20 protein-coding genes are annotated in these 21,852 nt (G+C 57.1%); 11 read left to right on the top strand and 9 right to left on the bottom strand.

What is annotated here, in order from left to right:
• Window positions 1-46: 46 nt before the first annotated feature.
• The 5 genes from ABTV22_RS09520 to ABTV22_RS09500 all read left to right on the top strand — a co-directional run bounded on the left by ABTV22_RS09520 (window position 47) and on the right by ABTV22_RS09500 (window position 4,876).
• Window positions 47-1,744: a copper resistance system multicopper oxidase gene (locus ABTV22_RS09520; protein WP_433739649.1), complete on the top strand. Its 1,698-nt coding sequence runs from the start codon at window positions 47-49 to the stop codon at window positions 1,742-1,744.
• Window positions 1,745-1,754: 10 nt separating this feature from the next.
• On the top strand, window positions 1,755-2,642 hold the full coding sequence (locus ABTV22_RS09515; RefSeq protein ID WP_433739647.1) for a copper resistance protein B: 888 nt from the start codon (window positions 1,755-1,757) through the stop codon (window positions 2,640-2,642).
• A 54-nt stretch (window positions 2,643-2,696) separates the two neighbouring features.
• Complete coding sequence (gene copC / locus ABTV22_RS09510; RefSeq protein WP_433739645.1) at window positions 2,697-3,080, top strand: copper homeostasis periplasmic binding protein CopC; 384 nt, start codon at window positions 2,697-2,699, stop codon at window positions 3,078-3,080.
• A 3-nt stretch (window positions 3,081-3,083) separates the two neighbouring features.
• Window positions 3,084-4,010: a copper homeostasis membrane protein CopD gene (copD, locus tag ABTV22_RS09505; protein ID WP_433739643.1), complete on the top strand. Its 927-nt coding sequence runs from the start codon at window positions 3,084-3,086 to the stop codon at window positions 4,008-4,010.
• 74 nt (window positions 4,011-4,084) lie between these two features.
• Complete coding sequence (locus ABTV22_RS09500; RefSeq protein WP_433739641.1) at window positions 4,085-4,876, top strand: transporter substrate-binding domain-containing protein; 792 nt, start codon at window positions 4,085-4,087, stop codon at window positions 4,874-4,876.
• Window positions 4,877-4,917: 41 nt separating this feature from the next.
• Here ABTV22_RS09500 and ABTV22_RS09495 read toward each other — a convergent pair whose 3' ends face one another.
• A complete protein-coding gene (locus ABTV22_RS09495; protein WP_433739639.1) occupies window positions 4,918-5,136 on the bottom strand; it encodes a hypothetical protein in 219 nt (72 codons plus the stop codon).
• A 349-nt stretch (window positions 5,137-5,485) separates the two neighbouring features.
• On the opposite strand from ABTV22_RS09495, the gene ABTV22_RS09490 reads away from it, so the two are divergent.
• Window positions 5,486-6,970: a sensor histidine kinase gene (locus tag ABTV22_RS09490; protein ID WP_433739637.1), complete on the top strand. Its 1,485-nt coding sequence runs from the start codon at window positions 5,486-5,488 to the stop codon at window positions 6,968-6,970.
• Here ABTV22_RS09490 and ABTV22_RS09485 read toward each other — a convergent pair whose 3' ends face one another.
• Window positions 6,971-7,669, bottom strand: a complete 699-nt coding sequence (locus ABTV22_RS09485; RefSeq protein ID WP_433739636.1) for a response regulator — start codon at window positions 7,667-7,669, stop codon at window positions 6,971-6,973.
• Between the two features lie 243 nt (window positions 7,670-7,912).
• Between ABTV22_RS09485 and dusA the strand changes: the two genes are divergently transcribed.
• Complete coding sequence (gene dusA, locus ABTV22_RS09480; RefSeq protein WP_433739634.1) at window positions 7,913-8,908, top strand: tRNA dihydrouridine(20/20a) synthase DusA; 996 nt, start codon at window positions 7,913-7,915, stop codon at window positions 8,906-8,908.
• Window positions 8,909-9,009: 101 nt separating this feature from the next.
• Here the strand turns inward: dusA and ABTV22_RS09475 are convergent, their stop codons facing one another.
• Window positions 9,010-9,843, bottom strand: a complete 834-nt coding sequence (locus tag ABTV22_RS09475) for an undecaprenyl-diphosphate phosphatase (RefSeq protein ID WP_433739633.1) — start codon at window positions 9,841-9,843, stop codon at window positions 9,010-9,012.
• 512 nt (window positions 9,844-10,355) lie between these two features.
• On the opposite strand from ABTV22_RS09475, the gene ABTV22_RS09470 reads away from it, so the two are divergent.
• The 3 genes from ABTV22_RS09470 to ABTV22_RS09460 all read left to right on the top strand — a co-directional run bounded on the left by ABTV22_RS09470 (window position 10,356) and on the right by ABTV22_RS09460 (window position 13,838).
• Complete coding sequence (locus ABTV22_RS09470) at window positions 10,356-11,096, top strand: winged helix-turn-helix domain-containing protein (RefSeq protein ID WP_433739632.1); 741 nt, start codon at window positions 10,356-10,358, stop codon at window positions 11,094-11,096.
• 301 nt (window positions 11,097-11,397) lie between these two features.
• Window positions 11,398-12,072: a winged helix-turn-helix domain-containing protein gene (locus ABTV22_RS09465; protein WP_433739631.1), complete on the top strand. Its 675-nt coding sequence runs from the start codon at window positions 11,398-11,400 to the stop codon at window positions 12,070-12,072.
• A 371-nt stretch (window positions 12,073-12,443) separates the two neighbouring features.
• A complete protein-coding gene (locus tag ABTV22_RS09460) occupies window positions 12,444-13,838 on the top strand; it encodes an undecaprenyl-phosphate glucose phosphotransferase (RefSeq protein WP_433739630.1) in 1,395 nt (464 codons plus the stop codon).
• Window positions 13,839-14,396: 558 nt separating this feature from the next.
• On the opposite strand, the gene ABTV22_RS09455 is transcribed toward ABTV22_RS09460, so the two are convergent.
• The 6 genes from ABTV22_RS09455 to galE form a co-directional block, all read right to left on the bottom strand.
• Window positions 14,397-16,475 carry a YjbH domain-containing protein gene (locus tag ABTV22_RS09455; RefSeq protein ID WP_433739629.1) on the bottom strand — a complete coding sequence of 693 codons (2,079 nt, stop codon included), beginning with the start codon at window positions 16,473-16,475 and terminating at the stop codon, window positions 14,397-14,399.
• The gene (locus tag ABTV22_RS09450) at window positions 16,472-17,233 is read right to left on the bottom strand and encodes a capsule biosynthesis GfcC family protein (protein ID WP_433739628.1); all 762 of its coding nucleotides are present in this window, start codon (window positions 17,231-17,233) and stop codon (window positions 16,472-16,474) included. Before ABTV22_RS09450 ends, ABTV22_RS09455 begins: the two co-directional genes overlap by 4 nt.
• Window positions 17,230-17,895 carry a YjbF family lipoprotein gene (locus tag ABTV22_RS09445; protein ID WP_433739627.1) on the bottom strand — a complete coding sequence of 222 codons (666 nt, stop codon included), beginning with the start codon at window positions 17,893-17,895 and terminating at the stop codon, window positions 17,230-17,232. The genes ABTV22_RS09450 and ABTV22_RS09445 overlap by 4 nt, the downstream gene beginning before the upstream one ends.
• A 14-nt stretch (window positions 17,896-17,909) precedes the next feature.
• Entirely contained in the window at window positions 17,910-19,025 is a 1,116-nt protein-coding gene (locus ABTV22_RS09440) for a polysaccharide biosynthesis/export family protein (RefSeq protein ID WP_433739626.1), read from the bottom strand.
• A gap of 90 nt (window positions 19,026-19,115) precedes the next feature.
• Window positions 19,116-19,352, bottom strand: a complete 237-nt coding sequence (locus ABTV22_RS09435; protein WP_433739625.1) for a hypothetical protein — start codon at window positions 19,350-19,352, stop codon at window positions 19,116-19,118.
• Between the two features lie 227 nt (window positions 19,353-19,579).
• On the bottom strand, window positions 19,580-20,596 hold the full coding sequence (galE, locus tag ABTV22_RS09430; RefSeq protein WP_433739624.1) for a UDP-glucose 4-epimerase GalE: 1,017 nt from the start codon (window positions 20,594-20,596) through the stop codon (window positions 19,580-19,582).
• Window positions 20,597-20,984: 388 nt separating this feature from the next.
• Here galE and galU point away from each other — a divergent pair, with 388 nt between their 5' ends.
• On the top strand, window positions 20,985-21,818 hold the full coding sequence (gene galU / locus ABTV22_RS09425) for a UTP--glucose-1-phosphate uridylyltransferase GalU (protein ID WP_433739623.1): 834 nt from the start codon (window positions 20,985-20,987) through the stop codon (window positions 21,816-21,818).
• Window positions 21,819-21,852 lie beyond the last annotated feature (34 nt).

The following is a 21,852-nucleotide window of genomic DNA, read 5'->3' as shown; positions in this document are numbered from 1 at the left end:
CCGTTAGCCTCGTCGACACGATCACCAGGCTGACGGGAAAGACGGCATGTACTCCAACACTTCAAGACGCACCTTCGTCAAGGGACTGGCCGCCGGCGGGCTGCTTGGCGGCCTAGGGCTGTGGCGCACGCCGGTCTGGGCGATCACCAGCCCCGGCGAACCGCAGGTGCTCGCAAGCCGCGTTTTCGAGCTGTTCATCGGCGAAACCCCGGTCAACATCACCGGCCATCCGCGTACCGCGATGACCATCAACGGCAGTCTTCCCGGCCCGCTGCTGCGTTGGCGTGAGGGCGACACGGTGACGTTGCGGGTGAAAAACCGCCTCAAGGACAGCACCTCCATTCACTGGCACGGCATCTTGCTACCGTCCAACATGGATGGTGTGCCTGGGCTGAGTTTCAAAGGCATCGAGCCGGGCGGCGTGTACGTCTATCAATTCAAGGTCCGGCAAAACGGCACCTACTGGTACCACAGCCATTCAGGGCTTCAGGAGCAGGTCGGTGTGTACGGCCCACTGGTGATCGACGCCAAGGAGCCGGAACCTTTCCAATACGACCGCGATTATGTGGTGATGCTGACCGACTGGACTGACGAAGACCCGGTCAGCCTGATGAAGACCCTGAAAAAACAATCCGACTACTACAACTACAACAAACGCACCGTGGGCGACTTCATCCACGACGTCAGTGAGAAAGGCTGGGGCTCGACCGTCGCCGATCGCACGATGTGGGCCGAGATGAAGATGAACCCCACCGATCTCGCCGACGTCAGCGGCGCCACGTACACATTCCTGATGAACGGCCAGGCGCCGGACGCCAACTGGACCGGCGTATTCCGCCCCGGTGAGAAGCTGCGATTGCGCTTCATCAACGGTTCGGCGATGACTTACTTCGACGTGCGCATTCCGGGCCTGAAAATGACCGTGGTCGCCGCCGATGGCCTGCATGTCAAACCGGTGAACGTCGACGAGTTTCGCATCGCGGTGGCCGAGACCTACGACGTGATCGTCGAACCGACCCTCGACGCCTACACCCTCTTTGCCCAATCAATGGACCGCACCGGCTACGCCCGCGGCAGCCTCGCGGTGAAGGCCGGTTTGTCCGCGACCGTGCCACCGCTGGACCCGCGTCCACTGGTCACCATGGATGACATGGGCATGGGCGCGATGGACCACGGCAGCATGGCCGGCATGGACCACAGCGCCATGGCCATGCCCGGCATGCAAGCCCATCCCGAATCGGAAAAAAACAACCCGTTGGTCGACATGCAAGCCATGTCCACCTCGCCCAAACTCGACGATCCCGGCCTTGGCCTGCGAAACAACGGGCGTCGGGTCCTGACCTATGCCGACCTGCGCAGCACCTTCGAAGACCCGGATGGCCGCGATCCCGGGCGCACTATCGAATTGCACCTCACCGGGCACATGGAGAAGTTCGCCTGGTCGTTCAACGGCGTGAAGTTCTCTGACGCCGAACCCTTGCGCCTCAAGTACGGCGAGCGCGTCCGGGTGGTGCTGGTCAATGACACGATGATGACGCACCCCATTCACTTGCACGGCCTGTGGAGCGACCTCGAAGACGAGAACGGCGACTTCATGGTGCGCAAACACACCATCGACATACCGCCGGGGTCACGGCGCAGCTATCGGGTCACCGCCGATGCGCTCGGGCGCTGGGCCTATCACTGCCATCTCCTGTACCACATGGAAATGGGCATGTTCCGTGAAGTTCGCGTGGAAGAATGAGGCGCTACCCATGACCAGAATCACCGCTATTGCCTTGGCCCTCGTCACCCACGGACTGGCGCTCCCTTCGGCCTTGGCCGCCACCAACGACATGCAGGGCATGGACCATAGCCAGATGACCGGCATGGACCACAGCCAGATGCAATCCATGGACGATGGCCAGATGCAGCCCGCTGCACCGAGCGAAAGCCGTACGCCCATCCCACCTCTGACCGACGCCGACCGCGCCGCCGTCTACGCCAGTCCCAACGGCCATACCGTGCATGACAGCGTACTCAGCACGTACTTCCTCGCCGACAAGCTGGAATGGCAGGATGCCGATGATGGCAGCACCCTCGCCTGGGATCTTTCGGGCTGGGTCGGCGGCGACATCGATCGCCTGTGGCTGCGATCCGAAGGCGAGCGCACCAACGGCACAACCCACGACGCCGAAATCCAGGCGCTCTGGGGTCACGCCATCTCCCCCTGGTGGGACATCGTCAGCGGCGTGCGCCAGGACTTCAAACCCGGTGCCCCGCAAACCTGGGCTGCGTTTGGCGCGCAAGGCATGGCGTTGTACAACTTCGAAGCCGAAGCCACGGCCTTCATCGGCGAAGGCGGCCAGACTGCCGCACGGCTGGAGGGCGACTACGACATCCTGCTGACCAACCGACTAATCCTGCAGCCGACTGCCGAACTCAATTTCCATGGCAAAAACGATCCGCAACGGGGCATCGGCTCCGGGCTGTCCAACAGTGAGGCCGGCCTGCGCCTGCGCTATGAAATCCGTCGGGAATTCGCGCCATACATCGGCGTGACCTGGAATCGCACCTACGGAAAAACCGCCGATTACGCCGACGACGAAGGCGAGGACCGCAGCGAAGCACGCCTGGTGCTCGGCGTACGGATGTGGTTCTGAATCCATTAACCCAACAACCCACCATCAACCGCTTCGAGCGGTAAGAGGCTTTGCATGCGCGCTTTCAGAATCACCGCTGTTGCCATCCTGTTTTCAACCGGCCTGCTGATGAGCACCCTCGCCAAGGCCCACCCTAAACTACTTTCCTCCACACCCGCCGAAGGCGCTGAGGGCACAGCGCCGAACCGCATCGAACTGCAATTCTCGGAAAACCTGGTGACCCAGTTTTCCGGGGCAAAACTGGTCATGACCGAAATGCCTGGTATGGCCCATTCGCCCATGCCCATGAAGGCCAAGGTCAGCGGTGGCAGCGACCCGAAAACCATGCTCATCACCCCTGCCTCGCCACTGCCTGCAGGTACCTACACAGTCGAATGGCGGGCAGTGTCTTCGGACACCCACCCGATCACCGGCAACGTTACGTTCAAAGTGAAATGATCGATGAGCGAACTGGCCAACATCATCCTGCGTTTTGCGCTGTACATGGATTTGATGCTGCTGTTTGGGGTGGTGTTCTTTGGGCTGAACAGCCTCAAAGGTTCGGAGCGGATTACAGGGATGGTGCTGCCGTTTCGCTCGCTGTTGATGGGAACCATCGTATTTGGCGCAGTACTGTCCATCGCCGGCATGGTGTTGCTGGCGAGTGCCATGAGCGGCGAATCGGACATCGCCGCACTGCGTCCGCACGTTGAAATGATGGTCCGGGAAACGGACGTCGGGCTGGCCTGGACGGTTCGAATCATTGCACTGGTTATCGCGGCAATTGCAACGATGCTTAACCAACGCTCGCCTACCATCAGCTTGTTTGTGGCAGCTATGGCCGGTGGCATCGCCCTCGCCTCTCTGGTCTGGAGCGGCCATGGCGCGATGGATGAGGGTGTTTGGCATTTCACGGCGGACATCCTGCACCTGTTGGCGGGAGGCGCCTGGCTGGGGGCACTTGTCGCGTTTGCCTGGATGTCACGGGGTGACGCACTGCACACCGAAGATCACGTCCGTCTGCTGGCCCGCGCCGTTACCCGGTTTGAATCCGTTGGCGCGGTAATCGTGATTGCCCTCGCGGTGACCGGGGTTGTGAACTACCTCTACATTGCCGGGCCAAAACTCGACGTGGTGTTGCTCGGTTCCTACGGGATGTTGCTGTTCGTCAAAGTCGCGCTGTTTGCCGGAATGCTCGTACTCGCAGCGCTTAACCGCTTTCATTTGGGGCCGCTTCTGGAGCGCTCATTGCGCGATGGGCAATATCAGGTGGCGGCGAATGCCTTGCGGCGCAGTGTCGTGGTGGAACTGGCGGCAGCGGTGTTGATCGTGGGATTGGTGGCCTGGCTCGGAACCTTGAGCCCGGAAACGACAACGGCCGACCTGTAGCGAGTGCCCGTTTTTGCGGAAAGTTTCACTACACTGCCCGTTCAAAACCACTCCATCACAAAAGCCCGACAACAATGAAAACAATCAACAGCACCCTGATGTTCAGTAGCCTGCTCGCGCTTTCGCTTGGCGCCCAGGCACAGGAAGGCCCATCGCACCTGGACAGCGTCATCCAACAAGGCCAACTGCGCGTCTGCACCACGGGCGACTACAAACCCTACACCTACAAAGCCGAGGACGGGGAATACTCGGGCATCGACATCGCCATGGCTCGCTCCCTGGCCGATAGCCTCGGCGCCAAAGTCGAATGGGTGCCCACCACCTGGAAAACCCTGATGCCCGACATGCTTGCCGGCAAATGCGACATCGCCATGGGCGGCATCTCGGTCACCCTGGAACGCCAGAAAAAAGCCTTCTTCAGCACCACCCTGGACGTCGACGGCAAAATCCCGCTGGTGCGCTGCGAGGACCAGGCGAAATACCAAACCATCGACCAGATCAACCAACCCACGGTCCGCCTGGTCGAACCCGCTGGCGGCACCAACGAAGCCTTCGTCCACACCGTCCTGCCCAGGGCGCAACTGAAGCTGCACGACAACGTCACCATTTTTCAGGAGCTGCTGGACAAAAAGGCGGACGTGATGATTACAGACGCCTCGGAAGCGCTGTACCAGCAGAAGCTAAAACCGGGACTGTGTGCGGTCAATCCGACGCAGTACATGCAGTACGGCGAGAAGGCTTACCTGCTGCCGCGCGATGACATGACGTGGAAGTTTTATGTGGATCAGTGGCTGCATCTGGCCAAGGTGACGGGGAATTATCAGAAGGTGTTGGGGCAGTGGATTGCGGTCCCTAAGGGTAAGTAGCAAAAGGGCGCTCACCCAGGAGCGCCCTTTTTCGTTGCAGATCAGTCGTCGTGCAACAACCCCGAACTGTATTCACCAAAGCTATTGCCAAGCGCACTGCCATGGAAATTCATCTTGTCGGCACTGTGGGTAGGCCCCGGGCCAAAACCACTGGGCGGTACGCTTTCTTCGGAATAACGATGGGTGGTGCTCACCCCCGAACAGGCGCTCAACAACACAGCACCGGCGATAAGCACGACTTTGGCGAGATTCGAGATCATTTTCTGTGTCCTGTGGGGTGGGGGCACGCTGGGTTGAATTTGTGCCTTCATCCTAGGCTGCCGGGTTGACGGGGATTGTGAAACTTGGCTAGGTGACAGCGTTGGTTCAGGTTGGGTGGTATCTCCAATAAAAAGGTCGCTTCTTACAGGGACCCTCCCTGAAAAAGATTAGAAGGTGTAGACCCTCTTCAGGACGGGACACGCCCGTGACACTGTCGGATCGCTATACAGTGAACTACTGTCAGTCATGGGCATGGCACCCACAGAAACGCCCGCCCAGGCAATCTCCAGATGTTCGTTGAGTTGCATGGTTTTCCAACCGACTTATCACGTTCAGGGAACCCAGCCGATGGCGAATGAAGGCGTCGAATCAAAGAACGGGACTTTAAACGCGCAGGAGACTGAGATTTTGACCGGGCCTGCCCCAGTTTTCGATAGGGCACGCAACGGAATCTGGCAAACCCGGATCACAATGCTGGCGCGCAATCTCAGTCGCTCGACCCAGTTTGTTATTGCCGCCTCCCTCATCCTGGGACTTACCATGTTCTTCGTCGGCAATCTGGTGAGCGTTCGAATAGAAAGTGCCGCGGTCAATAGCGCAGCAGAAGCAGGCGCTCAGTACATGGATACGTTTCTTGAGCCCTATGTGCAGGAGATGAGCCGGGACAACAATCTCTCGGCGGCAAGTGTCCAGTCTCTGGACCGCCTCACGCAAAGTCATTCACTGAAACAGCACATTGTCTCGATCAAAATCTGGCGAGCGGATGGCACGGTGGTCTACAGCACCAATAAAGCCGTCACCAACCGCAAATTCCCACTCGATGAGATCAGCGAAGCACTCAAAGGCAACGTGGTCACCGACCTTGAAGATCCGAACGATGATGAGAACGAGTTCGAGCGCAAGCTCAATCTGCCGCTCTATGAAATCTACGCGCCCCTGCGCAATTCAAACTCCGGGAAAGTCATTGCGGTGGGCGAATTTTATGAAAAGGCCGACAGTCTGAAGCGCGAGATCAACCGCGTCCGACAGGAGGTATGGGTGGTCGTTGGCGCCGCGACGTTATCAATGCTGATGCTGCTGTTCTTCATCGTGCGACGCGGCGACAAGATTATCCAGCGACAACAAGTGGCACTGCGCTTACGGCTGCTGGAGCAAACCCGCTTGCACATCAGCAATGCCGAACTCCAGCGCAAGATGTCAACGGCTACCCAGGAGTTTTCCCGAGTCAACGAACTCACTTTGCGGCGTATTGGTGCAGACCTGCACGATGGACCGGCGCAGTTATTGACCTTGATTTTAATCCGGCTCGACGACCTGGCCGAGAATTGCTCCGCCGTCGATCAGGAATCACTGGAAACCATTCGTGGCGCCGCCACTGACGCATTGCGTGAGGTCCGCGATTTATCCCGAGGTCTGGCGCTACCGGAAATCAACGATTTGAGCCTGGTGGACGAGTTACAACTGGTGGCGCAACGGCACGAGCAACGCACAGGTACCAAGGTCACATTAACCCTGGCGCAGCTGCCGAAAGCAGCGCCACTCCCGCTCAAACTCTGTTTGTACCGTTTTGTGCAAGAAGCCCTCAACAACGCTTACCGCCATGCCAACGGCGAGGGCCAGGCCATCCAGGCGCAATACATTAATGGAGTATTGATCATCAGCGTCAAGGACGCTGGTCCAGGCATGGCGGCGGATGCGATGCTGCTCGAAAAATCCGGCAGAACCCGATTGGGGCTCGCCGGTTTGCGCTATCGCGTGGAGTCTCTGGGCGGGTTGTTCAGCATCGATTCCTGCGCCTCTGGTACTTCGGTAAAAGCACAGTTCAAACTCTAGTCAGGAGCGATTCTGGGGATCCATTTGTGTTTTCCCCACGCTGGTCTGAAGTCGCCCGACAGCTTCGCGCTCCTGATAGCGCCGTAGAGCAGTGACCGCTTCAACACGATTTCGGACGTGCAACTTCTGCATCAAGCTGTTCATGTGATTCTTGACGGTTTGCTCGCTGATCAACAACTTTGACGCAACTTCCTTATTGGTCAACCCCGCCGAAACTTCTCGGATGACCTGCTCCTCGCGACGGCTCAGTTCCAACTTGTCAGTTTCCGCTTCGTTTTCCTCGATGTTACTCAGCAGTTTGCTGGCAACCTCGGGGGTGATAAATGTCTCACCCTTGGCAATTGACCTGATCGCCAGGACGAGCTCCGGTCCGCTGACACCTTTCAACACATACCCACGCGCGCCGGCCTCCAGTGCCGAAAAGGCGTCATCTTCGGATTCTGAAACCGTCAGCATCAACACCTTCACATCCGGTAGCTCAGTGGAAATGAATCGCACCGCGGCGAAAACATCGCCTGGCATATTGACGTCCATCAACATCACGTCCGGAAGCATCCGCCGGGCAATATCCCTGGCATCTTGCGCATTGGCGCCCTGCTCGACGACCTGAAGATCCAGCCGTTTTCTCAATGTATTGGCAACACCCTCACGCAACAGCGGATGATCGTCGACAATGCCGATGCGAATAAATGGATTCATGATGCGCTCCCTGACGGACCAGCACTTGAACAGTCATTGATTAATAGCAGGTAACCGGGAATATCGCCTGTCATCAACCCTGTGCCCCAGGGTCAAGGTGCTCGGAAATCAGACTTGAGCTGGAAGAAATTCGAGAATCAACACGCAAACATGATGAATCCAGGTTAAAAGCCACCTCAGCCCCACCCCCGCATTCCTGTTAAACTGCCCCCACCTCCCAGCCTCACCGATTCCAGATCCCCAATGCCCGCACCCATCGCCACACCCGCCCCGCTCTCCCGCCGTTTCTCCGTCGCCCCTATGATGGATTGGACTGACCGCCACTGCCGGTTTTTCCTACGCCTGCTCTCCAAAAACGCCCTGCTCTACACCGAAATGGTCACCACCGGTGCGCTCCTCAACGGCGATCACGAACGCTTCCTACGCCACAACGAAGCCGAGCACCCGCTCGCGTTACAGCTCGGTGGCAGTGTGCCGTTGGACTTGGCGGCGTGCGCGCGCATGGCTCAGGACCACGGTTACGACGAGGTGAATCTGAATGTCGGCTGCCCGAGTGATCGGGTGCAGAACAATATGATCGGCGCTTGCCTGATGGGGCATCCGCAGTTGGTGGCCGATTGTGTGAAGGCGATGCGTGATGCGGTGTCGATTCCGGTGACGGTGAAGCATCGTATCGGCATTAACGGACGTGACAGTTACGAAGAACTGTGTGATTTCGTCGGCACGGTTCGCGAGGCCGGGTGCACGAGTTTTACCGTGCATGCGCGGATTGCGATTCTGGAGGGGTTGTCGCCCAAGGAGAACCGTGACATTCCACCGCTGCGTTATGACGTGGCGGCGCGGTTGAAGGCGGATTTTCCGGAGCTGGAGATTATTCTCAACGGCGGGATCAAGACGCTGGAAGCGTGCCATGAGCATTTGCAGACGTTCGACGGTGTGATGCTGGGCCGCGAGGCGTATCACAACCCTTATGTGATGGCTGAAGTGGATCAGCAGCTGTTCGGCAGCACCGCGCCCGTGATCACGCGTGCCGAGGCGTTGGCGCAGTTGCGGCCGTACATCGCCGCGCACCTCGATGCGGGCGGTTCAATGCACCACATCACTCGGCACGTGTTGGGACTGGGCACCGGTTTTCCGGGTGCACGCAAGTTTCGGCAATTGTTGTCGGTGGATATTCACAAGGCCAAGGAACCGTTGGCGTTGCTGGATCAGGCGGCCGCGTTGCTTGAAGGGCGTTGATCGCTCATTGCTCGCGATGCACGTGGCAACCTGGTTTCCAGCAGTGCTCTTGTGTGAATCGCGAGCTGGCTCGCTCCTACCGTGCAGGCGTGTAGATCTGGTCAGGCGGCTGCAGCGGCTGTCCAGTTCACCCAGCCGAAGATCCAGGTTGCCAGGATCAGCAATCCGAATGCGATCCGATACCAGGCAAACACCGCGTAGCTGTGGCTGGCAATGAACTTGAGCAAGCCGCGTACGGCGATCATCGCGAAGAAGAACGCCGTCACAAAGCCCAGGGCGAATACGGGCAGATCACTGGCCTGGAACAGCTCCCGATACTTGTAGCCGGAGTAAACGGCGGCCCCGACCATAGTCGGCATCGCCAGAAAGAATGAATACTCCGTGGCGGCCTTGCGTGACAGGCCGAATAACAAGCCACCGATAATGGTCGATCCAGAACGGGACGTGCCCGGGATCATCGCCAGGCACTGCACGAACCCCACTTTCAGCGCATCGGACCAATGCATATCGTCGACATGTTCGACGCGTACCGCATGTTCGCGCTGCTCTGCCCACAACATGACAATGCCGCCCACCACCAGCGCCACCGCGACGGTGATCGGGTTAAACAGGTACTCGTGGATTTTGTCGGCGAACAACACGCCCAACACGACGGCCGGAAGAAATCCGATCAGCAGGCTAAGTGTGAACCGTTGGGCACGACGCTGGGTCGGCAAGCCTTTGACGATGTCCAGAATCTTGGGCCGAAACTCCCAGACAACGGCAAGAATGGCACCTAACTGAATAATGATGTTGAACGCCATGGCCCGTTCGCCACCAAACGCCAACAAGTCTGCAACGATAATTTGATGACCCGTACTGGAGATGGGCAAAAACTCCGTCAGGCCCTCTACTGCACCTAAAATCAACACATTAACCAGGGTCAAAAAATCCATTAATCCTCCGTCAGGCCGAATACACATAAAAGTGCATAACTAAAAACAACGGGTAGACTCACACTGATGACCTGCCCCGGCGGCGGAGAATAGGCTTTATCAAATCACAGGCTCAAGACTTGTTATTAATCGTCCGGATCTCCACTTTCAGAAATAAATACGATTGAAGAGGAGAAACTCAATAATCTGTGACCGCTCTCACACTATGAATACTTAACAGCCCCTCAACCGAAGAGGCGCGATCCACGCTGAGGTCAACAGTGGCAAAAAGACATGAACTACCACTCGCCATAGTTACAAAATAGTGGCACAATTCCATATTGCCACCATCTAAGGGCGCCATTTCACTAGTTCAGACCATCGAGAAAATCAACTAAAAGCTTGAAAAGCTTAATTATTGTTAGAAAACTCGAGATCCACGTCTGATTTCCGCCTGAATGTTACCAATTGTCAGTCACAGATGAGAACCGGTGCTTTAACATCCCGATGTCAGCACCTATTCGAGTCAATGCATGATGCTTACAGGGAACTTAGCGACTAGAAGCCAGCGCCGGACAAATGAAGAACCAGGTGTTCTCACTTTGGGTCGTACCCGCGGCGTGGCCGAGCATTTTAAAGCGTTAGTCGCAAGGCATGTGCGCACCGATATTTCGCTGGATGCCAGTTCGTACAGTCATTCATATAAGACGCATGATCACCCGGGCGCCTATCGGGCCATTTTCATCATTATCGACGCGCCACAAGGCCTCGATGAAGGTCTTGCAATGGTGGAACATCTGCGCAACGACAACTTGAGCCCCCTCATCTGCGCGGTCATCACCGGCCGCGGCGCCTATAACAAGATAAAGTATTATCTTGCAGGGGCCGACTGCTGCATCAAGTTCAACCCCTTGCTCGACGAAGACTCCGACTTGCTTGCCGAGTTCTTCAACAGCGAGGAGTGGAAAAGGGAAACTAACCTAGTGTTGGACCCAACCCGTATTTGCTTGATGGACGCCAGCAGAAAACTGGACATTTCCTTCGCAGAAATGAAAATCCTCGAAGCATTTTCGCAAACTGGCAATCACATACTCAGTCACGATCAAATTGCCAGCATCATGGGGCTCAACACCAAGTTCTATGACCCTCGCGCACTGGAGAAATCGATCAGCCGCCTGCGTGGAAAAATCAAGGACACGTATGGCACAAATGCGATTCAGAGCATTCGAGGCTACGGATACCGCCTCATGAGAGGCTTTATTTCGACAGCCTGAGCAGAGCAACAGCGCGAGCGAAAGCACCATCACACCCCAACACCTTTATCAAGTATGCGAAGATATAAGCCGCACCTCAGCCTGTGTATCCGCTGGTCGCATAAATGATGATTATTTATTCAATTCCATGACCGTGTTAACACTAAAACATAACAATAAAAGCTTATTCTATTGCTCATCGAGGAAAACTCGTCGAGGGCCATTTCGGGTCAAAACCCTGCCTTTCGATTACTTTCAAGGGAGTTATTGCTCCCCTGCCGATGAACTTTTCGCCAATTCTGGTGTACCTCAGGAGAGAGACATGGAAACGACTACAACCCTCCCAAGAAAATACTTTGTCGTCGTGACGCACAGTTCAACGTCGCAGCGTGAGCTTGAAAGCATATTGTCGAGCGAACGCTTCAACGCATTCGGGACATCTCAGGCACAAATGTTTATTGAAGGCGTTTCGCCACCTTCTTCCATGCCAGTGCTGATGGAGTTCACCTATCCCAGAATGACAAGGAAGAACGTCCCTCACTCGATCGAATATGACACACAGAAAATACTGGCAACGCTCGAAGCCGAATGGGCAGCAGTGCAATCAGCCAATCCTTTCTCCAACATGCCGAACCTTTCGGTGGAGACTAATGCCAACCCCCGTAAAATAGAGGGTGATGCGCCTTATAACGAAGTCTGGCAACTTGACAATGATCAAGACGCTTTGATTAAAGAAGGCGTCGAAATCAGTCTGACCGGACTGGAAGCCACCCTGGTGCGGAAAATGCTCAGCCATGAAGAGCGTGTTGTCAGCCGAGACGAACTGATACTCAGCATTGGCAGGGAGCCCGAGCACTATCGCGGCCTGGAAATGTGCCTGAGTCGCCTGCAAGACAAGTTCAAAAACGCCAGTAACGGTGAGCGACTGTTTCGCGCCGTCAGAAACCGTGGCTATTGCCTGATACAGGAAGTCGTATTCGACAAACAGGCGGCCTGAACGCGGCGGAAAAACATAGAGCAGTGCGACTACAACAATAAAAAGAGCACTCTGCTGACCTCCCCCTGCTTAAACTTCTTGATCCCCTCTCCCCTTACAATACCTAACCCCGCACTTTATATTCACCCCCTAATCATCGACCTTTTCTAACGCCTCATTATTCCCCAATTAAAATAGTTGGCACATTGCCATCTTGTTAAAACTCGTCAGACAGCACCTCCGCCCAATAACTTAATCTATTGACTGAAGACAGCTCGAGGTATCGACGTTGTTTGCCTCAGGACACGCGCTGCAATAACAACAATAAGTCTGCTTAAACAACTTGGTTTTCGGCTGTCGAAACCTGAACGGACGTCTTTTGGGGATATCGCATGGATCTTACTTTACGTATCAATCGAACTACCGGCCTCAAGGGACTTACCTTTTGGGGACAATGGGCATTGGCCCAGGGCTTTGTCGTTTCATTGCTGTTCATACTCGCGCAACAGCACACCGGAATGGTCGAATACTACTACCGGGTGTGCGCGACATTGGCGGTACTGGCCTCGGTTCCCGCGTACACCTTCAGTGGCGTCTACCGCAAAAGGGATAACTACCTGACGGGGTTGGGGCGCCTGTTCATGGGTTGGTCCATGACGATGGCGGCGCTGGCTTGCATGGCATTCATCTGCAAAGCCGATGAGCTGTTTTCCCGGCAGGTCATCCTGAGCTGGGCCGTGTACGGCTTCCTTGGACAGGCATTGTTGTACGCACCGCTGCATGCCTTCTCCAGGTACTACCAGCGCTCACGCAAAAGCGAACACAGAACGCTGATCGTTGGTACCGGCGAGTTGGCGCTTGGGCTGGCCAGGAAACTGAGCCACCTGGAAAACCTGCCATTGGTGGGCATGGTCAGCACTGGCAACACGGCGCCTATGGAACAGGACGCCCCTCGCATCGTCGGTGCACAGGAAGACCTGTTGGAGTTGATCCAGGCTCATGATATTCGACGCCTGTACATCACCCTGCCACTGTCTGAAGCCGCAAAAATCGAAGCCATGTACGGCGATTTGCTGGATGCCAACGTTGACGTGGTCTGGGTACCGGACTTGAACAGCCTGACGCTGCTTAATCACTCGGTGAAAGTCGTGGACGGTCTGCCGGCGATTTACTTGAATGAAAGCCCGCTCACCAGCCGCCCCACTGCCGCACTGAGCAAAAGCCTCTTGGAAAAAAGCGTAGCGCTGCTGGCGATCATCCTCCTGAGCCCGGTCCTGCTGCTGATCGCGCTGGCGGTGAAACTCAACTCGCCGGGCCCGGTGTTCTTCAAGCAGGACCGCCATGGCTGGAACGGCAAGGTGATTCAGGTCTGGAAGTTCCGCTCGATGCGTGTGCACGATGACAAAGAGGTCAAGCAAGCCAGCCGCAATGACTCGCGTATCACGGCCGTCGGACGCTTCATCCGTCGTACGTCGCTGGATGAATTGCCGCAGTTGTTCAACGTGCTGCAAGGGCAAATGGCGCTGGTGGGTCCACGGCCTCACGCGGTTGCCCACAACCACTACTACTCCGGGAAAATTCTCGCCTACATGGCGCGCCACCGAATCAAGCCAGGCATCACCGGGCTTGCGCAAATCAACGGTTGCCGCGGCGAGACCGATACGCTGGACAAAATGCAGAAGCGCGTCGAGATCGACCTCAAGTACATCAACAACTGGTCGCTGTGGCTGGACCTGAAGATCCTGGTGAAGACACCGTTCACCTTGTTGTCCAAAGATATCTATTGATGGCCTGACGTTCAGCAACACCACCACAAGGGGACATTTAGTCCCCTTTTTTGTGGCTGCGATTTGGTCATTGGGGGTTTGTGGGAGGGGAACCTTCAACATGGATCTTGAGGCTGAAGGCCTCTTCGCGGGCAAGCCCGCTCCCACAAGGATTGATGGTGTACTCATGATATTTAAGACAGAACAAGACCTGTGGGAGATCCTGGTGAAGACACCGTTCACCTTGTTGTCCAAAGATATCTATTGATGGCCTGACGTTCAGCAACACCACCACAAGGGGACATTAAGTCCCCTTTTTTGTGGCTGCGATTTGGTCATTGGGGGTTTGTGGGAGGGGTAACCTTCGACATGGATGTTGAGGCTGATGGCCTCTTCGCGGGCAAGCCCGCTCCCACAAGGATTGATGGTGTGCTCATGATATTTAAGACAGAACAAGACCTGTGGGAGCGGGCTTGCCCGCGAAGGCGTCAGCATATCCAACACAGATGCTGAATGTACTCACGCCATCGCAGGCAACAGAGCCATCACTGTCATAGCGCTTCGATTACTCGACAACCACTACTCAGCGATCTTCTCAAAGTTGCGGTAAAACAGGTCGGTGTCGCGGCTGTCGGTCATGGAGTGCAGCTGGAAGCTGCGATTGAGCCGCGCGCCACCGTCTCGGGTCAGAGGCGACCAGACGAGGTTGGCGCGGCGCATGGTCGACATGCTCATCATCTCGTCGAACGGAATGGACAGGTAAACGCCTTTGTCGAAGCTACCTTCACCATACTCGGCGCCGGTGGCGGTGGTGATCGTCGCCCAGGCACCAAACCGTACGCCGTTGCGGAACTCGCGCGAAATGTCGAGCGTGGCGCCCCAATCCCTGGCCAGGTAACGACCGACGCTGATCGCCGCGAGCGTATCGTAGGGCATGTCGGTGTAGCCGGTGATGTGGCCGGTGAGCACCTTGTAATCACGCAAACCAAAGCCCTGGTCGAAATCGCGCTGGCGCACATAGTTCAGGTCCGCACCGACCGACCAGCGCTCGCCTGTCGGACGAAACAGCACCTCGCCCCCCACGCCCGCGAACATCGATTCCAGGTAACCGCCGTAGACCATGCCATACAGGTCTTTATCCAACTGCTCGGCATGACTGACCTGGAACAACGGCATGGTGACATCGGAGGTGGTCATGTACTGGCGCAAGTCCGTGCGAACACGAGGCAGGCCACTGGGTGCGTCATAAGTGAACTTGTCGAAGTTGTTCACCAGGTTGGCGCTGAGCAACCCGCTCCACCAGGTGTTGCGGTTGAACCGATACTCCGCATCCGCGTCGGCGCTGAACTGATAGAGCAAGCCATCAGGGCCGCCGACGTTCTGTTTGAAGCCTAGCCCCAAGCCATATGCAAAGTGCTGGGGCGTTCCGGTGAACAGGGTTTGCTCGTTATGCGGTACCGCCGGGTTGATCTCGGTGGTGCGGTGCAGCGTTTGCATCGGTTCTTCGTTGTTGAGCACCTCACGAAACGTTTGGCGAGGCACGCTGGTTTCTTCGAGCGGCAGGTCGTAGCGCTTGTTGACCACGGTGAACCAGTCGATATCGTCGTTGACACTGTTGTCCAGAATCCGGCTCGCACGCCCTACCGCCTTGGCCGAACTGAAGTAGCGCGACTGCTCGCCGTACACGAACAGTTCGGAGCCACGCTGGGTGATGCGCTCGACCTTGTAACCGGCATTTTGCTGCAGGCGCCCGGACACATCGGCCCAATCGACCTGGTCCGGTGCCGTCGCCGGTGCCTTGGGTGGCAGCGGTTCGGCGGGCGGATCGAAGGTCTTGGCCGGTGCCTTGCGGCTGACGAAATTGGTGTGGAAAGTGATCCCGAACATCGCCGTATTGCCCCGTTCCCACGCGGCGCTTAAATCCAGCGTGTCGGTCAGCTTGAACACGGCGCCGACGTTGATCGGTGAATCCTGCTCGATCACGTTGTCCTTGGGCTCGTTTTTGTAATCGTTGCCTTCGTACTCCAGCTTCAGACTGAGGCGATCCCAAGGCGTCTGATAGCTCACGCCGCCGAACAATGAAGGGCTGCCGCGAAAGTACGATCCGGCGTTGACGTCACCGGTGCCTTTGTTGTCCGGCCGGGTATTGAAGCGGTCATCGAGCTCGCCCAGTGGGTTGTCGAAGTCGCCTCGATTGCCCAAATATCCCCAGGCAACGCCGGCACTGAAATCGAAGTTGTTATAGCGCTTGTTGGCCACCAGGTATTCACTGGAGAACAAGCCCGTACCACCGATGTCTCGGAACCCCAGCGCCAGATCGGGCGCCCAGTGGCTCTCCTGCCAAAGGCGGACTTTGACGTCGACCGCCTTGTCCTTATAGCTCTGGTTGCCGCTCAGCGACTCCGGGCCATAAGGGCGGTTAGTGATGGCGGTGTAGCGAAACGAGCCTTCCAGCCAGTCAAGCGGTTGTAGCGACACGCTGTAACGGCTGTAAGGGTCGGTTCGATTGGCGTTCACGCTCAGCTCACCGGCCGGCGCCATTCTGGCCGTCGGCGTCTGCAACAGGCCCACGCCGCCGAAGTCACTCTGGGAAATGCGCGGCTCGCCGTGAGCCAGACCGCAGGGTAATAACAACACAGCTGCAAAACGTAAATTCAACGAACCACCTCAGCCAATTGCGTGGCAAGAAATTCGGCCAACTGCTGATTCAGTTCAGGTATGGGCGGATCAAGATCGTCACTTTTCACCGGCACCAGGATCTTGCTGCCGGCGGCAGGGATATGCCCGCTTTCGCGATTCCAGGGGGCGATGCCAACCCGCCGGCTGACGCCATCGGGTTGGATCAACCACAGGTAATCGGCGTCGGCATCGGCCAGTGGCGCACAGCCTTGCAGGTAATCACTGGCCTCTTGCTGCTCGACATGGGCCAGGCGGCAAGGCTCGGCGACCGCGCCGAGCACCTCGACCTCGTCGACACGCAACGGGTAGATGAGGCGATCGCCATCGTCCAGCCGCACGTTGAGCGCAAAGCCGACTTCCAGCGCGACCGGGTCCAACACGGCCACCTGGCGACCGGTGACAGGCATCGGCCTGACTTGCTCGGCCAGGCGAGTCGCCAGCGCCGCTCGACTCGGCCTGTCAAAGAGCAACGCCATGCGCTGCAACACGTCCAGATCGAACAGCACCCCGGCCTTGAGCCTGGCCTGCTCTTCGAGCAAGGACTGACGCAACAGCACGCCTGCCAGCCAATAACTTTCGGCATTGGGCTGCGCCACGCTGATCACATCCAACAACCGCCCGCCCGCCGGCAACTCGATAGCCCCCGGGTTGGCGACGTCACCACTGACGGTGACCGCGCCATGGCTGACGCTGGCGAACAACAGCAGGCAGGCCGATAGCACCCTGACCCGCTTCAACGGGCGTGCCTGCGTTCAGGGGTCAACTGGACGATCTTGACCCGCAGTTGCGAGGTCAGTTGCTGTTCACTCTGCATAATGAAACCGTCAACGGGGTCGACCCAGTAACGATTGGTCGCACGCAAGCCGATGGCCGGGGCGTCAATCTGCTCATCGACACGCAGCACGGTGTATTCCTTGTTGAGAATTTCGAGGGTTTCCGTGGACTTTCGAGAGAAGCGACTGTTTAACGTCACCCCCACTTCCTGGCCCTGATAAACGTCGATCCGGCGTTGGCTGGTGTAGCCATCCGGCAGTTGATGCAGGCCCTGCTTGAACGGTGAGGCACCGGTCAGACGCGTCCCGTCCAGATCGCCACCAATGCCCAGGCCGACGCTGCGCACTGCCAGGCCGTCGCGCAGTAGCAACACCTGTTTGCCGGACGCGACCCAAAATTGCAGGTCACCGCGCTCACGCACCAGGGCCAGCACCCCGGACCCGGACGGTGTAGTCAGCTTGAGTTGGGGATAACGCACCTGGGCCACTTGCTCGGCGGACACCTCCAACTCATCGGGTCCACTGACCGCCGATTTGAGGTTGGTCAACGACGCGACCATCAGCGGGTTACAGCCACACAACGACAACGCCGCTATCACGCAGACGCCAACATTCAACGTTCTCACAGATAGACCCGGCCTTAGTTGCTGTTGTTGCTGACTTCACTCATGTTCTTCGCCGCCGAAGCCCCGGTACCGACAATGGAGGCCGATGGCACCAATTGGCTGATGAAGCGATTCCAGCGCGTCACGTTGGCAGGGCCCACATAGACCACGTCCTGGGGGCGCACTTCGAAGTGCGTGGCGAGCGCCATGGCGGTCGGCGATTCGGCTTGCAGTTGAAAGACTTTCGCCGGCTCCACATCGAGGTTTTCGACGCCCCTGATCACGTACACGGCATTGCCGTTGGAAGTGGTCTGGCTCAAGCCGCCTACCGAACCCAAGACGTCGGACAGGTTCATCGTCGCCGTCTTGAAGGTCAGTGCGCGCGGCTGATTGACCTCGCCCATGACGTAGATACGCTTGTTGTCGTTGTACGGCAGATACAGCTGATCGCCACCTTTGAGGTAGACGTTCTGCAGCTCGGAGTCCTGCTGGTTGAGCGTGTCGAGATTGAGCGGATAGGCCCGCCCGTTTCGCGTCAGCATCAGCCCGGACAAATCCGCGCTGGCCGTATCGATACCGGCCGACCCCAAGGCCTCGACCACACTCAGCGGGTTGCTGGAAATCGCTTGTGGACCGGCCTTGGCGACCGCGCCCGACACCACGACTTTCTGGCTGGCGAAACGCAACACCGCGACGTCCACTTGCGGCTCGGCGATGAAGGCCGACAGCCGCTGTTCGATGTCCGCTCGCAATTGCTGGATGGTTTTGCCAGCCGCCTGGACTTCCTTGATGTACGGGTAATAAAGCGTGCCGTCGGAACGCACCAGACGACCGTTGGCATCGATCTGCTGTTGTGCGCCCGACGGGGCCGTCAGCTCGGGGTGATCCCAGACGGTGATGTACAGCACATCGTTATTGCCGATGCGGTACTCGGCCGGCGCCGCCAACAACTCCGCCGGCACTGACTCACGCTTGTGGGTGGCCCGGTTCATCGAGATCAGCTTGGGGGTGATCGGGATGAGCTCGACCCGGCTGCTTTCACTGCCCCCTTGGCGCGTGATGTCGCTGGTGCTCAGGTATTGACCGGGGGAAAACATGCAACCTTGTAAAGCGAGACTTGCCAACATTAAAAGAGAAAAACTACGAGTCATAATGGCACTACGCTATTCAAGGGCGAATCCAAAAACAAAGTCACCCGACTTTCGTCGGGCGACCTTGTACTGCACCAACAGTTACTTCAGTTAGTTGTGCGTTCCGGTTGTACCCGTAGTACCTGTCGTACCCGTTGTACCACCGTTGGCACTTCCACCACTGTTGGACGCCGCCATGGCACTGGCCACCATTGCAGTGCTGGCAGCCGTGGCGGGAGAAGCTGCCACGCTACCTGCTACATTGGTCGCTGCCGTCAGCGGCGCTTCAACTGCGGATGCCCAATTGCTGAACATCGTCAACAAGGCAATCGCCATTACTTTCTTCATATCAACTCCTTTCTAACATTGCACTTTGACATCAAGTACTCCGTTAGAGGTGGTAGAGTTCAAGTCGCAAAAATGCGAACAAGATCCGTTGTTCATTCACAGTCCTACCTGACTGATAAATGTCGAACGGCAGGTTTATATCTACGGACTTGCAAAAATCATTGCCAGTGTATTTTCCCGACGATATCTAACAACCTGACCGGAAATAACATTGGCGCAAAACGCCATCATTCAAGGAAGCCTTTTGGATGATTCGATTGCCAGCGCCAAGTGTCAGAGACCATGTCCTGCAAGTTGCGCGTGGCTTTCCAGCCCAATTCTTTTGCCGCTTTCGAGGCATCGGCCCAGCACTGGGCAATATCGCCCGAGCGACGTGGCATCACCCGATAAGGCACCGGCCGGCCGCACGCCTGCTCGAAGGCCCGCAACACCTGCATCACGCTGTAGCCATCGCCCGTGCCCAGGTTCCAGGTATGAATGCCGGTGCGCCCGGTGATGGACTGCAACGCCTTCAGGTGTCCGTCCGCCAGATCCACGACATGGATGTAGTCACGCACCCCGGTGCCATCGATCGTGGGGTAATCGTCACCGAAGATCGATAACTCCTGCAGGCTGCCGACCGCGACCTGGCTGATGTAGGGCACGAGGTTGTTCGGAATGCCATTGGGGTCTTCACCCAAATGACCGCTGTCGTGAGCGCCGATCGGGTTGAAGTAACGCAACAGGGCGATGCTCCAGCGCGGCTCCGCCTGGCTCAGGTCGCGCAGCACGTTTTCGACGATCAGCTTGGATTGGCCGTAGGGGTTGGTGGGAGTGCCGGTGGGAAAGTCCTCTCGAATCGGCATCTGTGCAGGCTCGCCATACACCGTGGCCGACGAACTGAACACCAGGCGAAACACCCCGGCCGCCGCCATCGCCTGACACAGCGTGATGCTGCCGCCGACGTTGGTCTCGTAATACTCAAGCGGCTTGCGTACGCTCTCGCCGACCGCCTTGAGCCCGGCGAAATGCAGCACGGCATCGATGGCATGTTCGCGGAAAATCCGGTCCAGCAAAGCCCTGTCGCAGACGTCGCCGCGAATCATCCATGCACTTTTGCCACATATGGCTTCCACCGCGTGCAATGCCGCGTCACTGCTGTTGCAAAGATTATCCAACACGACAACTTCATGACCGGCTTCAAGCAGCGCCAGTGTGGTGTGCGAGCCGATATAACCGGCGCCACCCGTTACCAGAATCTTCATAGTGCGGTCCATGATGAAAAAAATACCAAGTCGCGTGTCAAGTCTCCTTTATTAAATGTGCCGATCAGGCCACACTAAGGAGCGACAACAATTCAATTCACAATTAGTTCAATAACCGACCATAAATATTTTATGGACGCCCAACTGCATGACTTGGTACTTATTAGCATCCTGAAGCATTCATCACTATCAACGGATACCGACTAAAAATAACCATCAACTAACAAACTGACATCTCATAACATTACGTCACTTTGCACACATGGATAATTGCCATTAACAACTTAACTCGGGTATTAAAGTAAAGGCTCAATAAACATAAAACTTTCATCTCACGTTTATTGCGCCCACCCGTTGGCTGTGATCCATGACTTTCCAGGATGTTTTTATGATTCGTAAATGTTTGTTCCCCGCTGCCGGCTATGGCACGCGTTTCCTGCCAGCCACCAAAGCAATGCCCAAGGAAATGCTGCCGATCGTCAACAAGCCGTTGATCGAGTACGCCGTTGAAGAAGCACGGGACGCCGGTCTGCAACACATGGCGATCGTCACCGGGCGGGGCAAGCGTGCGCTGGAAGACCACTTCGACATCAGCTATGAACTGGAACACCAGATTCGCGGCACCGAGAAAGAGAAGTTCCTCGCCGGCACCCGTGAGTTGATCGATACCTGCACCTTCTCCTATACCCGCCAGGTCGAAATGAAAGGTTTGGGCCACGCAATCCTCAGCGGCCGTCCATTGATTGGTGATGAACCCTTCGCCGTGGTGCTGGCCGACGACCTGTGCCTCAACCTGGAAGGCGACGGCGTGCTCAAGCAGATGATCGAGCTCTACAGGAAATTCCGCTGCTCGATCGTGGCCATCCAGGAAGTCCCCCGCGATCAGACCCACAAATACGGAGTGATCGCCGGCGAACAGATTTCCGAAGGCATCTACCGGGTCAACCACATGGTGGAAAAACCCAGCCCGCAAGACGCCCCGTCCAACCTTGCGATCATCGGCCGCTACATTCTGACCCCGGACATTTTCGACCTGATCGCCGACACCCAACCGGGCAAAGGGGGCGAGATCCAGATCACCGACGCCCTGATGAAACAGGCGCAAAACGGCTGCGTGCTGGCCTACAAGTTCAAGGGTTTGCGTTTCGACTGCGGCGACGCCGAGGGCTACCTCCAGGCGACCAACTTCTGCTACGACAACGTTTACCTCAAGGGCCGCTGAGCCCCGATTTGACAGCCATTAATGCGCGCACCAC

This window comes from Pseudomonas putida (genome assembly GCF_050990305.1).
Taxonomy (GTDB): domain Bacteria; phylum Pseudomonadota; class Gammaproteobacteria; order Pseudomonadales; family Pseudomonadaceae; genus Aquipseudomonas; species Aquipseudomonas putida_AH.
This window is presented reverse-complemented; position numbering and strand designations above follow the sequence as displayed.

Coding starts and splice junctions, on each gene's coding strand:
- galE (WP_433739624.1), bottom strand. CDS start 20,596: ATGAAGATTCTGGTAACGGGTGGCGCCGGTTATATCGGCTCGCACACC.
- ABTV22_RS09465 (WP_433739631.1), top strand. CDS start 11,398: ATGGAAACGACTACAACCCTCCCAAGAAAATACTTTGTCGTCGTGACG.
- ABTV22_RS09460 (WP_433739630.1), top strand. CDS start 12,444: ATGGATCTTACTTTACGTATCAATCGAACTACCGGCCTCAAGGGACTT.
- ABTV22_RS09515 (WP_433739647.1), top strand. CDS start 1,755: ATGACCAGAATCACCGCTATTGCCTTGGCCCTCGTCACCCACGGACTG.
- copD (WP_433739643.1), top strand. CDS start 3,084: ATGAGCGAACTGGCCAACATCATCCTGCGTTTTGCGCTGTACATGGAT.
- ABTV22_RS09435 (WP_433739625.1), bottom strand. CDS start 19,352: ATGAAGAAAGTAATGGCGATTGCCTTGTTGACGATGTTCAGCAATTGG.
- ABTV22_RS09520 (WP_433739649.1), top strand. CDS start 47: ATGTACTCCAACACTTCAAGACGCACCTTCGTCAAGGGACTGGCCGCC.
- galU (WP_433739623.1), top strand. CDS start 20,985: ATGATTCGTAAATGTTTGTTCCCCGCTGCCGGCTATGGCACGCGTTTC.
- ABTV22_RS09475 (WP_433739633.1), bottom strand. CDS start 9,843: ATGGATTTTTTGACCCTGGTTAATGTGTTGATTTTAGGTGCAGTAGAG.
- dusA (WP_433739634.1), top strand. CDS start 7,913: ATGCCCGCACCCATCGCCACACCCGCCCCGCTCTCCCGCCGTTTCTCC.
- ABTV22_RS09485 (WP_433739636.1), bottom strand. CDS start 7,669: ATGAATCCATTTATTCGCATCGGCATTGTCGACGATCATCCGCTGTTG.
- ABTV22_RS09470 (WP_433739632.1), top strand. CDS start 10,356: ATGATGCTTACAGGGAACTTAGCGACTAGAAGCCAGCGCCGGACAAAT.
- copC (WP_433739645.1), top strand. CDS start 2,697: ATGCGCGCTTTCAGAATCACCGCTGTTGCCATCCTGTTTTCAACCGGC.
- ABTV22_RS09495 (WP_433739639.1), bottom strand. CDS start 5,136: ATGATCTCGAATCTCGCCAAAGTCGTGCTTATCGCCGGTGCTGTGTTG.
- ABTV22_RS09440 (WP_433739626.1), bottom strand. CDS start 19,025: ATGACTCGTAGTTTTTCTCTTTTAATGTTGGCAAGTCTCGCTTTACAA.
- ABTV22_RS09490 (WP_433739637.1), top strand. CDS start 5,486: ATGGCGAATGAAGGCGTCGAATCAAAGAACGGGACTTTAAACGCGCAG.
- ABTV22_RS09500 (WP_433739641.1), top strand. CDS start 4,085: ATGAAAACAATCAACAGCACCCTGATGTTCAGTAGCCTGCTCGCGCTT.